Source organism: Psychrobacter luti, assembly GCF_014192115.1.
Lineage (GTDB): Bacteria > Pseudomonadota > Gammaproteobacteria > Pseudomonadales > Moraxellaceae > Psychrobacter > Psychrobacter luti.
This window is the reverse complement of record NZ_JACHXL010000001.1, coordinates 115,345-128,275: the sequence shown is the minus strand read 5'-3', so window position 1 is coordinate 128,275 and position 12,931 is coordinate 115,345. Positions and strand designations below refer to the sequence as shown.

The following is a 12,931-nucleotide window of genomic DNA, read 5'->3' as shown; positions in this document are numbered from 1 at the left end:
GCTAAAGTTAATAGCACTGATACCTTAAACTAAAAGTGTATTGCTTATGACAAGCTTCGTTACTGTTGCCTAAATTAACTATTACTGGTCAATCTAAGATTGGCACTACAATCGTTTAGGCTTACTACAAAGTGTAGCGATTTATAGATAGGATGACAAATGCTCATTAATTTAATTGTTGGTTTTTAACTATTAGCAATTAAATTTTAGGCAAAAAAATAGCACCTACCTCAGTAGATGCTACTTTTTATAACGTTGCTGGTTTACCCAAGAACCACTTGGACATTGGTTATTTTAATATCAGCTATTTTAACCTCGGCTACTTCAAAAACAGCGCCATGGCTTTTTTAAACAAGCCGCCGTATGGCGGTAACAAAATATTGAGGCCATTCAGCTTAGATTGTACAAAGACAGACTTCATATGACTAAGACGTTCAAAGCCAGCTTTACCGTGATAAGCACCCGTACCTGAGTGTCCAACACCGCCAAACGGCAAATCATGCTGCGCCACATGCATAATGACTTCATTGATACACAAGCCACCCGATACCGTGTGGTTGCGCACCCGATCTATCTCACTATTGTTATCACCAAATACATATAGCGCCAATGGGCGTGGGCGCTCATTGATAAAACGAATGGCATCATCAAGGGTATCGTAATGCATTAACGGTAAAATCGGTGCAAAAATCTCGTTTTGCATGACATCGCTATCAGGCGCAGGCTCACTAACAATCACTGGTGGCATCAGGCGGCTGTCAATATCAGAGTCAGCATCAGTCAGCGGATGAACCTCATCGCCTGCTAAACCATCAAGGTAGCCTTGTACACGTTTAAACTGCTCACCATTGATAATGTGCGAATAGTCAGGATTGTCTTCAATATTGGGATAGTGTTTTTCCATCCACTCTTTTGCCAGACGAATAAACTCTTCATGATATTGACGCTGAAGCAGCACATAATCAGGCGCAATACAGGTCTGACCAGCATTGAGGGTTTTACCCATCATCACGCGATTGACCGCGTTTTCTAAGTTTGCACCTTCTAAAACGACGACAGGCGATTTACCACCAAGCTCAAGCGTAACCGGCGTTAAATTCGGTGCAGCAGCAGCCATCACCTTTTTGCCTACCGCGGTTGAGCCCGTATACAATAAATGGTCAAAGGGTAATTGACTAAAGGCTTCAGCAATTTCAACTTCGCCAATAACAACAGAAACCATATCAGGTGAAAAATAACGCGAAACAGTTTCTGCAAACGTTTGGGCAAATTGCGGTGCTGCCTCGCTCATTTTAATCATAATGCGATTGCCTGCTGTCAGCGCATCAATCATGGGTCCAACTGCTAAAAATAGCGGATAATTCCAAGGTACCATAATACCGACCACGCCTAACGGCTGCGGCTGTATCTCATTATGAGCTGGCATATAAAGCGCTGAAATCGATACACGCTGCGGCTTCATCCATTTTTTACCATTTTTTCTAGCATGACTGATACCAGTAAAGCTCGGAAACAACTCGGCAAATTGGGTTTCTGACTGGCTACGATAACCAAAATCAGCGCTAATCGCTTTGGCAAGTAGCTCTTGATTGTCGCTTAGCATCACCTCTAGATTGTCGAGTTGATTTTCACGAGTGGCCCAATCATTGATGGGCTGCGTGCGGCTCAAATTTTGTAGGCGTAAAAATTGCGCCTGCATGTCAGCGACGGTCTTAATGATACTAAGGGATTCATTTGCATCATTGGCATAGTTTGAAGCTTGCGCTTGGTTGGTTGGCGTCTGCTCGCTTTGGAAAAGCGTGTTCTGGTTGTTATCGGTCATTTATCTTCCTTGTCATAGGCGTTAGAGTCGGCACGCTGTAATAGATTTAAGACTCTGAATACTTGATCGGGCGCTATATATGCCGACCTTATCTTATAGGTCACTTACATATTCGCCGCCAATTAATAGCTTTTAATTAACAGTATTCAATAATGCAGGCAGATGAGATTCCATTCAATACCATTCAACATTATTTTATTTAATGCTGTTTAATGTAGCGCATCGACCAATGAATGAACAGCACCTTTAATTGACTACTGGGTTTGCATGAAATACGTGTCAGTTAAAGCCTATATTGCAGGAATTTATCAGTATTTTTACTGCTGCTGAATGGAGATAACGGATAGCGCAGCTGATGCAAATTTAAAGTTGGGCGAAAATATGAAAGCTGCTACACTGAATCTCAGCTATAATTTGAACACTCTATTCTTAAATAATAAAATCATAAGACAGTCATTCTCATGCAAAATGCCGCGCAACCTCTCAATGATATGTTGGTCAGCAAATCGCTCTCAGCTGCCGATTACGTCCCCACTCTTGATGCCATGCTATCACGTACATTGGCGCGTATTGCCCTCAAAAAAGAGCAAGGGCTGCGTACCGCTGATGAGCTATGGATTGTCGATCATAATGATGTTTATACGCTTGGACAAGCTGGTAAAGAAGAGCATATCCTGCAACGTACCAATACGCCTATTATCAAGACCGACCGCGGTGGTCAGGTAACATGGCACGGGCATGGGCAGCTGGTTATCTATTGGTTGTTTGATTTGGACAGTTTGGGCTGGAGTGTGCGCAATATGGTATCGCACGCCGAGCAAGCGATTGAAGACGTGATAAATGACTGCTTAAAAAGCCACGCCTCTAATCACAATACTATTAGCGCCCATGCCCGCCGTGATGCGCCCGGTGTTTATTTATATAGCCATATCAATACTGACAGCAACGAGAGCTATCAACCACTCTCTAACACACCTCCTGATGACGCCATTATGCTGGGCAAAATCGCTTCTCTTGGTTTTAAAATTAAGCATGGTTTTAGCTATCATGGGGTCGCGATTAATTTAGATTGTGATTTATCGGCCTTTAATGCGATTAATCCATGCGGCTATGCTGGGATGCAAATGCTACGATTGGCTGACTTTGTTGCCATGAATGAGCAAACGGAAGATGAGCAAACGCGCGTACAGTCAGCTGAAAAATCTCTTCAGCCAATTGCAAACCCACTACAGCTAACATCTAACGCTTTAAGCTATGAGCAAGTCACGCAAAAGCTTATCGATAATATTGCTCAGCGCCATGCTGGACATATCCAATTACGTGCGCTCGCCCCAAAGTAATTTCTCTAAGTCTTTCTTATACTGTTTTTTTAATACAGTTTTTGCATAATCCTTTTTTGCATAATATCGTGCACGCTTAGACTTAAGCATTGTGAGAAAATTTGAGTCAAACTTGTTATAATCGCAGGCGGCACAAATTGGGCACAGCAATAATCCTAGTGCGCCAACATTTAACCCTTTATCGTTGAAGTATTCATAACAAAAGCACCTTGGAGCAATTTATGGCAGATTTTAATAAAATTTTAGACGCAGGCGACGTCGATGGCGGCATCATTAATGTGGTCGTAGAAATTCCAGCTGGTAGCAGCCATAAAATTGAATGGAATCGCGAGTTGGCCGTATTTGAGCTTGACCGTGTAGATCCACAAATTTTTGCCAAACCTTGTAACTATGGTTTTATCCCGCAAACCCTTGATGAAGATGGCGATGAGCTTGATGCCCTAATCATCACAGAACAGCCTTTACCGACTGGTATTTTCTTAAAAGCAAAAGTCATTGGCGTGATGAAATTCGTTGATGATGGCGAAGTCGATGATAAAATCGTCGTCGTACCTGCTGACGACCGTGATACAGGCAATGCTTATAACAGCCTAGAAGATTTGCCAAAGCAGCTCATCAATCAGTTACAGTTTCATTTCAGCCACTATAAAGACCTTAAAAAAGCCGGTACAACTGTGGTCGAATCTTGGGGTGACGTAGCAGAAGCTAAAGAAGTCATCAAAGAGTCTATCCAACGCTGGAAAGACCTATAAATTATCCCAGATAATTTAAAGAAGCGTTTATTGCAATTTTTTATTAAAATACGCTAAGTGTCATAAAAAATACCGCAAACATGATAATGGTTGCGGTATTTTTTTGCTTGAATTTTGTGGCGATAAAATGGTTATAATACCCTCACCTATCTAGTATCCCACTCAAATAAGGACTGTCATGTTTGACTCTGATTCAGGCTCAACGCCCGCCAATAAAAAACTGCCAAAAGCCGTTATGATGATGATCGAAAAAGGCAATTTGGTGCAGGCGATTAAAACATTGGCTGCCGATGAGAATATCAGTATGGATGCCGCTAAATCTCGAATAGATGCTTATGAGCTTGCGCTAAAGAACAAGCAGCAGCAAACCCTCACGACTATCGCCAACAAACAAGGTATTCCAAGCCAAGCCTTTAGCTTTGATAGAGAACAAGTTGAAGAAGAGTCTGAGCGTCTAACAAAGACTCGCGTTAAAACCACGCCAACGGAGCAAGGCTTCCAAAGTCTACAAGATGGCGTTGACAGTCAGCTCAATGACTTGGGCTATAAAAAGCCGTTAATTCCTTATTGGGCAAAGCGGCTATTGGTCATTGCTGTGGTTATGGCAGGATTATTTTGGATAATGTGGGGTGTGTTTGGCTAGTCTGTTATAAGTGGTTCCATTATAGCAGTCTGTTTTAAGTGGTCTGCTAATAGGTTTGAAAGGTGAAATAGCTGGTTCCCTTAGGGTATACATAAATATTTTAGAAGCACAAAAAAGAGATCATCACTAAACAACATCAAATCGTTAGTTAATGATTGCTTATAAGACGAAGTTTAGTTAATGGAAACTGATAAGCTATTAATTGATAGATTATTATTAACAGTGTGTAATGAAAATTCATATTACACGGGCTAAACTAAAGTCCTTTATAAATAATATTAGGCTGAAGTCATTTGAAAATTCTTCCTTATGTGCTCATTAGCCTTCTTGGCGGTGCCATTGTTCCGTTACAATTGGCTATCGTAAACGCTTTCCGAGAAAGTACACAAGCCTCGCAAATACAATCTACCTTTTATTTATATTTAGGAGGTGCATTAGCCTCTTTGGTGTTGTCATATCTTATGAGTGGTGGTATCAAGCCCCCTCTCATTGAAAACGCGACGTGGTGGATGTGGTTGCCAGGATTTTTAGGCAGCTTCTATATTCTATTTATGTTTATTGCAGCGCCTAAAATAGGTGCTGGTAATACGCTGCTTTGGGTTTTCCTTGGACAGATGTACTTCGCACTTATTCTCAACAGGACAGGCTTATTTGGTTTGGAGGTAAAGACAATAGACATCTATAAGATTTCTGGATTGGCTTTAGTTACTCTTGGCGGAGCGATATTAATATATGGTGAGACTAAAGCTAAGTGATTAACCGCTATCTAAGACCTGCTGGAAGCCTAATTTTTGCAGATAAGACAGATAAAATATGTGTATTAAGTACACCATAAAGTACACTACGATTCTCCAAAAAATTCAGATTACTGGTATCACTTGCCTAGAGCCTAGTATTCAAGTCCTCACTAGGGAACCATGCTTTGTTCCCATAACGGTGATTATGTCAAATAAAAAAATCCACAACCTTACCCATTTATATAATTAAAATAATTTTAAGACATTAAAAAAGAGATACCGTGGCATCTCTTTTTTTAAATTCATCAGACATATTATCTTAGTGATGTTCACCCGGTAAAATTCTGGCAAAGGCACGCTGAGCAAGGTTTGGTTTTTTATTGCTAGTCAACCCAGCACGGGTGCTTGGAAAAATACGATAACCCATCGATTGAATACCAACGTTAATTGCTGGTGCTAATGAATAAGTCGCCGACGCAAATTTACCCATGTTACTGGCAATACTATTTGGTTTATGGACAATCGCTTTGGCAACCATCATCGCCGCTTCATCAGGCATAAGCGCAGGCATGTAGCGGTATAATTTAGTAGGCTCAATCATAGGCGTACGCACCAATGGCATAAAGATATTGGTAATCGTAACATTATCGCCTTTTACTTCAGCAGCCAAGCAGCGGCTAAAGGCATCCAATGCCGATTTTGAGGCAACATAAGCGGCAAAACGCGGACTGTTTGCCAGTACACCAATCGATGAGATATTAACGATTTGCCCACTCTGACGTTCAATCATCGTCGGTAAAAATCCAAGGATGATTTTGACTGCGCCAAAATAATTGATATCCATGGTACGCTCAAAATCATGGAAACGATCTATAGACTCGTGAACCGAGCGGCGAATTGAGCGACCAGCGTTATTGACTAAGACATCAATATGACCGAAATCTGACAAAATTTGGGTGCTAACTGTTTCAATATCATCCATATTGGTCAAATCACAAGGGTAGTAACTGGCCTTGCCACCAAGCTCCTCGATACTCTCTTTAACAGCTTTGAGTTTGTCTTCGGTACGTGCCAATAAAATGACATGAGCACCGCATTCGCTGAGCAGATAGGCCGTACGCTCACCAATACCGCTTGATGCCCCTGTTATAATAATATTTTTATCTTTGACCGCCTTACTGATTGCTTTTTTTGAGGGATTGGCCATAAAAAATCCTTTTTGTAAATGATACGTCCATTAATATTCACTTAAAGCATAGCAAATATCGTTGGAGTAAAGTTAATAAATAAGCCGTAAAGTGTATTTAATTCGATGAATACTTGCAGTGAGATGCTGATTAGCAAAATTATTGCCTAAACTGGCGGCTTTTTCCGTTATTCATGTGCGTGCAAAAAATCTTCGACCACTCGAAACTGCCCAGCGGTGCTCTCCTCGCCATACATAGCTTGACGAAAAGCATTAGAATTCGGAATACCGGTGGTATACCATGCGATATGTTTACGAGCAATACGGCAGCCTGAGTATTCACCATAGAAGCCATATAGCTCTTGCAGATGCGACAATACAATTTCTTTGATTTCGCTAACACTTGGCGCAGCCAGACTCTCACCAGTACGTAAATAATGCTCGATATCACGAAATATCCAAGGCTGCCCTTGAGCGGCACGTCCAACCATCACCGCATCACAGCCCGTCAGCTCATAGACTCTTTGGGCTTTTTGTGCGCTATCAATATCACCATTGGCAATGACGGGAATGCTGATGCTTTCTTTAACCTCACGGATCAGATCGTAACGCGCCTCGCCTGTATACATATCTTCGCGCGTACGCCCGTGAATGGCAATCGCGGCAATACCCGCCTGCTCAGCCCGCTTCGCCACGCGCAAAATATTCTCACGGCCATTTTCATAGCCCAAGCGGGTCTTTAAAGTGACAGGCGCATTGACGCTATTGACCGCAGCATCTAATAAACGCGCGACCAAATCTTCGTCTTGCAGCAATGCCGATCCTGCCAGTCTCCGGCAAACTTTTTTGGCAGGACAGCCCATATTAATATCAATAATCTGCGCACCATTATCAATCTGATAGCGAGCCGCTTCGGCAAGTTTATCCGGCTCAGCCCCTGCTATTTGTGCAGAGATAGGCGCTATCTCGTTATCAAAATTGGCACGGTAAAGTGATTTTTTGCGCGCATAAAGCGCCGTATCAGCGATTATCATCTCACTAACCGCGTGACCTGCACCAAAGGATTTGCATAGTCTACGAAATGGGTTATCCGTCACGCCAGCCATCGGTGCGACCATCAAACGATTCTCAATCGTCAAACCTCCAATAACTAAGGGCTGCAATAATGGATGATCATTGGCGATTTGTGCTGATGAGTGATTAGACACTGGATTATTTATAGGCATAAAAAACGGCTTGATTCATGGTGAAAACAAGCCGTTATTCTAAGGGTTCTTAACTTTAATGCAAGTCATTCACGTGAATAACTTGCCCTAATAAGTATTAAATTTTAATAGCCAAACCAACTATTTATCAAACACACTGCCCTGCTCTAAGGTAATGTCATCATCATGCTCTTGCATACGCCACGGTAAGCTATTAGGCGACTCATCTAAAAAGTACAGATATTTTTCGAACTGATCGATGATGTCATTAATCACTGATTCAGACTGGTAGCCATACAAATCATAAGTCTGACCGCCACGGCGCAGATAAACTTGTGCGCGGTAAGAGTGTTCTTGTGATGTTTTAGTGCTCGTACCTTTTTTATAGTAGTCAGGCGCATCTCGATGCGTCAAGCGTACCTCATACCAGAACTCCACATCATCGCCACGTTGCAGCTCCAATACCGCTCGATTATTGGTGTCATCATAGTTCACTTCAGGTAGCCAGCCAGTCTCTTTAAACTTTTCAGCCACTTCAGTCATCGATGACATGACAGTACCTTTAATATAATCTAAAACATCCTCGCGGCTTGGCTGTTCAGTGATGTAATCAATCCGATCACGCCAAGCATCAAGCTTGAGCAGATGCGGCGGCAAATGATTTTCGTTCGCCAAACTCTCATTGCGATGCCCCTCGATGCGTAAGGCTTTCCACATACCATACATAGCAATCAAAATAATAATGGTAAAAGGTAAGGCGCTGACGATAGCTGCTGTTTGCAGAGCCTGTAGACCCCCTGCCAGCAAAAGCACAGAGGCCACAACGCCTAGTATCACCACCCAAAACGTGCGCTGCCACGCTGGCGTATCACTACGTCCTCCTGCGGCGAGCGAATCAATCACTAAAGACCCTGAATCAGACGAGGTGATAAAAAAGGTGATAATAAGCACGACTGCCAGAGCTGATACTACTTGAGTAAAAGGCAGATTCTCAAGTAGCTTAAACAAAGCAATCGCTTGATTATTCTGTACTTCAGTAATTAATGACTCATAGCCTTGTACCATAATCATATTTAGCGCCGTATCACCAAATACGGCAAACCAAAAGAAGGTAAAAATGGTTGGTACCAGCATCACACCCGCGATGAACTCACGGATAGTACGACCACGGCTGATTTTAGCGATAAATATGCCGACAAACGGTGACCATGAAATCGTCCATGCAAAGATAAACAGCGTCCAACTGGTAATCCAATCACCCTGCTGATAAGCCTGTAAGCTAAAGGTACGCTCAACGATATTGCCCAAATAACTGCCCGTATTTTCCATAAAGGCATTTAGAATAAATACGGAAGGTCCAACGATAAACACAAACAACATCAGCGATGTTGCCAGTATCATATTCAAGATAGAGAGTCTTTTTACCCCTTTATCCATACCGGCCAATACTGATATCAGAGCCAAACCAGTAATCAAAGTAATGGCAATGACCTGAACGGTAGTATTCACTGGGATACTAGGGACTAAATAATTTAAGCCCGTATTAATCTGCGAGACTGAAATACCTAAGCTGGTTGCCAGTCCAAATAAAGTACCCAAAATGGCAAATATATCAACCGCATGACCGATAGGACCATATATTTTTTCACCGATAATAGGATAAAGCGTCGAACGCATCGATAACGGCAAACCTTGACGAAAAGCAAAATAAGCCAACGTCAGCGCGACAACGCCGTTGATTGCCCAAATATGGAATCCCCAGTGAAAATAAGCAATCTGCATTGCTTCTTTGGCAGCAGCAATGGTTTGGGGCTCTGACAGCGGCGGCGTTGCAAAATGCAGCACAGGTTCAGCGACACCATAAAACAGCAGCGCAATGCCGTACCCTGCCGAAAATAGCATCGAAAACCATTCAATGAAGTTGTATTGTGCCTCGCCATGATCAGGACCAAGCTTAATATTGCCATAAGGCGAAAACGCTAGCACCACGATAAATATCAAAAACAGCGCGGTTGCCAACATATAAAACCAACCGAAAGTCTCAGTGGTAAAACTCAGCACTTGCTCAAACAAGCCACTAGCCAGTTGTGGATTGACTGAAGTGCCGATCACTAGCAATATCATGACAATCGCTGTTGGTATAAATACAGGCATCAAAATAGTAGAGCGTAGATTTTTACTCATAAAATACTCTCAACAAATTATAAAATGGTATATATACCTAATACTGTTATATAACTATCCATTTTTCAAAGTATTAATGTGTCTATGGTATACACAAATAACAGTTGTTGATAATTAAAATCTCTTTAGAACGATAAAACCCCACCTAAAAATGACTGCTAACAGCCATTAAATACGTCATGTATATAATGGCTGTAGTGATATATTTATTAATAATAGATATATTGGTAAAGGTACTTTTATAGAAGAATAATTAAGCGCTAAAAAAAAGGCAACTTTTCAGCTGCCTTTCTTAATTTAAATACGAAAAATATATTTATCAAACAGACTACTTATCAAATACGCTACCCTGCTCAAGTGTGATGTCTTCATCATGCTCCTGCATACGCCACGGCAAAATATCTGGCGACACATTAACAAAGTGTAGATACTTCTCAAACTGATCAATAATGTCATTAATTACTGACTCTGACTGATAACCATACAAATCATAGGTTTGACCGCCACGGCGCAGATATACCTCAGCGCGATGGTGATGCTCTTGTGGCAATGTATTGGCCATATCCTCAGTATAGTAGTCAGGAATCTCATGTTCGGACAAACGAACCTCATACCAGAACTCAACGTTTTCGCCACGTCTCAATTCGAGCACTGCACGATTATTAACTTCATCATAATTAACGTCAGGTAACCAGCCTGCTTCTTGAAACTTTTCAGCGACTTCCGTCATCGATGACATGACAGTGCCTTGGATATAATCCAACACCTTGTCACGCGTTGGCTGACTGGTCATATAGTCAATACGGTCACGCCATGCATCTAGTTTGAGCAAATGCGGCGGCAGATGGTTGTCATTGGCTAGACTCTCATTGCGATGCCCTTCGATACGTAGCGCACGCCACATGCCAAATGTCGAAATCAATATAATGACTGCAAAAGGCAGAGCACTAACAATAGCAGCAGTTTGTAACGCACTTAGACCACCCGCGATGAGTAGCGCTGCGGCGACAGCACCTTCGGTGACCACCCAAAACGAACGCTGCCACCATGGCGTATCACTGCGCCCACCTGCGGCGAGCGAATCAATGACCAATGACCCTGAGTCCGATGATGTCACAAAGAAAGTAATAATTAATAATACGGTTAATGATGAGACGATTTGGGTAAATGGCAAGTTCTCTAGCAATTTAAACAACGCTATCGCTTGGTTATTCTGCACCTCACCGATTAACGCATCGTAACCATCTACCATAATCATATGTAGCGCGGTATCACCAAATACTGAGAACCAAAAAAAGGTGAACAGCGTTGGCACGAGCATCACGCCCAGTACAAACTCACGAATGGTGCGACCACGACTAATCTTTGCAATAAACAAACCAACGAAAGGCGCCCATGCAATCGTCCATGCAAAGATAAATAACGTCCAGCTACCGATCCAATCACTCGACTGATAGGCTTGTAAACTAAAAGTACGCTCAACGATATTGCCCAAATAGCTGCCGGTATTCTCCATAAAGGCATTCAGGATAAATACCGATGGACCAACGATAAATACGAATATCATCAGCGCTGTTGCCAATACCATATTTAGGATAGACAACCGTTTAACACCCTTGTCCATTCCAGCCAACACAGAGACGAGGGCCGCTGCGGTAACCAAAGCAATGATAATGACTTGCACAGTCGTACTTACTGGAACCATTTCAGGCAATAAGTAATTCAAACCCGCATTGATTTGCGCCACTGACAGACCCAAACTGGTGGCGATACCGAACATCGTGCCTACAATCGCAAACACATCAACCGTATGCCCAATGGGACCATATATTTTGTCACCAATTAATGGATATAACGTTGAGCGCACTGATAATGGCAAACCATGGCGAAAAGAAAAATATGCCAACGATAACCCTACCACGCCATAAATCGCCCAAATGTGGAATCCCCAGTGAAAATAAGCAATCTGCATCGCTTCTTTGGCAGCAGCAATGGTTTGTGGCTCTGAGAGTGGCGGACTGGCAAAATGTAGTACAGGTTCGGCGACGCCATAAAACAGTAAGGCAATGCCGTAGCCTGCTGAAAACAACATGGCAAACCATTCCAGAAACTTATACTCAGCTTCCGCATGGTCAGGCCCAAGTTTGATGCTACCATAAGACGAAAAAGCCAAAGCAACAATAAATACCAAGAATATGGCAACTGCCAACATATAAAACCAACCGAAAGTATCGGTGGTAAATGCCAGTACTGAACTAAACAATTCGCCAGCAGCTTCCGGATTAATCGCAGTGCCAATCACCAGCAACAGCATAATAGCGGCGGCAGGTAGAAATACTGGCAATAAAATAGTGGAACGGGAGGATTTGTTCTTCATAAGCAGATTCATATCTTAGCTATCAAATAGACTTAATATTTACCATAAACCGACTACAAACCCCAGTATTGCTGCCCATTTGTCACATTACTTGAACTATTGTTACAGCACTATTACCTAAAAACAAAAAAGGCAACTTGTTAGTTGCCTTTTTATTGTTATCTGAAGGATAAGTGATATTTGCTATTTTACTCATAACGCAGATTGGCGCTTTTAAAATTAGGCATTAATAACTTCTGCTAATTTTTTTGCCATTTCAGCAAGTTCACCCTGATCTGCCTGCGTCACAGCATGACGCCCTAGCTCATGAATACTCGATGGAATCAGGTGCACGTGATAATGGAAAACAGTTTGACCTGCTTGCGAGCCATTTAACTGCATTTGAATAATACCTTCACGTTCAAACACTTGACGCTGTGCTTGCATCACCTTTTTAGAGGTCATCAAAACAGCTGCGGCATATTCTGGCTCAAGGTCGACTAAATCAACGGCTTTTTGCTTAGGAATCACCAATACATGACCTTTTGCTTGCGGCATAATATCCATAAAGGCGAGGGTTTTATCGTCCTCAAAAACCTTGTGATAAGGAATATCACCGTTTAGCATTTTGGCAAAGATATTATTGTCGTCGTATTTGGTTTCCTGATTGGCTTGTGTCATTATTTTTTCCTTTAGTTGTTAACTG

The 12,931-nt window shown here is 42.2% G+C and carries 10 protein-coding genes; 4 read left to right on the top strand and 6 right to left on the bottom strand.

Going from position 1 to position 12,931, the window contains the following annotated elements; all coding sequences use genetic code 11:
* Positions 1–319: 319 nt before the first annotated feature.
* Positions 320–1,822 (bottom strand): coniferyl aldehyde dehydrogenase, encoded by a 1,503-nt coding sequence (locus FHS24_RS00515; RefSeq protein WP_183617768.1) that lies wholly within the window; start codon positions 1,820–1,822, stop codon positions 320–322.
* Positions 1,823–2,283: 461 nt separating this feature from the next.
* Here FHS24_RS00515 and lipB point away from each other — a divergent pair, with 461 nt between their 5' ends.
* The 4 genes from lipB (at position 2,284) to FHS24_RS00495 (ending at position 5,312) form a co-directional block, all read left to right on the top strand.
* Entirely contained in the window at positions 2,284–3,162 is an 879-nt protein-coding gene (gene lipB, locus FHS24_RS00510; protein ID WP_183617766.1) for a lipoyl(octanoyl) transferase LipB, read from the top strand.
* A gap of 221 nt (positions 3,163–3,383) precedes the next feature.
* Complete coding sequence (locus FHS24_RS00505; RefSeq protein WP_183617764.1) at positions 3,384–3,914, top strand: inorganic diphosphatase; 531 nt, start codon at positions 3,384–3,386, stop codon at positions 3,912–3,914.
* A 178-nt stretch (positions 3,915–4,092) separates the two neighbouring features.
* Positions 4,093–4,557 carry a hypothetical protein gene (locus FHS24_RS00500; protein WP_183617762.1) on the top strand — a complete coding sequence of 155 codons (465 nt, stop codon included), beginning with the start codon at positions 4,093–4,095 and terminating at the stop codon, positions 4,555–4,557.
* 293 nt (positions 4,558–4,850) lie between these two features.
* Entirely contained in the window at positions 4,851–5,312 is a 462-nt protein-coding gene (locus FHS24_RS00495) for a DMT family transporter (RefSeq protein ID WP_183617760.1), read from the top strand.
* Between the two features lie 301 nt (positions 5,313–5,613).
* Here the strand turns inward: FHS24_RS00495 and FHS24_RS00490 are convergent, their stop codons facing one another.
* From FHS24_RS00490 to FHS24_RS00470, 5 genes are all read right to left on the bottom strand, one after another.
* A complete protein-coding gene (locus FHS24_RS00490; RefSeq protein WP_183617759.1) occupies positions 5,614–6,501 on the bottom strand; it encodes an SDR family NAD(P)-dependent oxidoreductase in 888 nt (295 codons plus the stop codon).
* A 167-nt stretch (positions 6,502–6,668) separates the two neighbouring features.
* Entirely contained in the window at positions 6,669–7,706 is a 1,038-nt protein-coding gene (gene dusB, locus FHS24_RS00485) for a tRNA dihydrouridine synthase DusB (protein ID WP_183617758.1), read from the bottom strand.
* A gap of 120 nt (positions 7,707–7,826) precedes the next feature.
* Positions 7,827–9,869: a BCCT family transporter gene (locus FHS24_RS00480; RefSeq protein WP_183617756.1), complete on the bottom strand. Its 2,043-nt coding sequence runs from the start codon at positions 9,867–9,869 to the stop codon at positions 7,827–7,829.
* Between the two features lie 328 nt (positions 9,870–10,197).
* Positions 10,198–12,246 carry a BCCT family transporter gene (locus tag FHS24_RS00475; RefSeq protein ID WP_183617754.1) on the bottom strand — a complete coding sequence of 683 codons (2,049 nt, stop codon included), beginning with the start codon at positions 12,244–12,246 and terminating at the stop codon, positions 10,198–10,200.
* Between the two features lie 219 nt (positions 12,247–12,465).
* Complete coding sequence (locus FHS24_RS00470) at positions 12,466–12,906, bottom strand: HIT family protein (RefSeq protein ID WP_183617752.1); 441 nt, start codon at positions 12,904–12,906, stop codon at positions 12,466–12,468.
* Between the last annotated feature and the right edge of the window lie 25 nt (positions 12,907–12,931).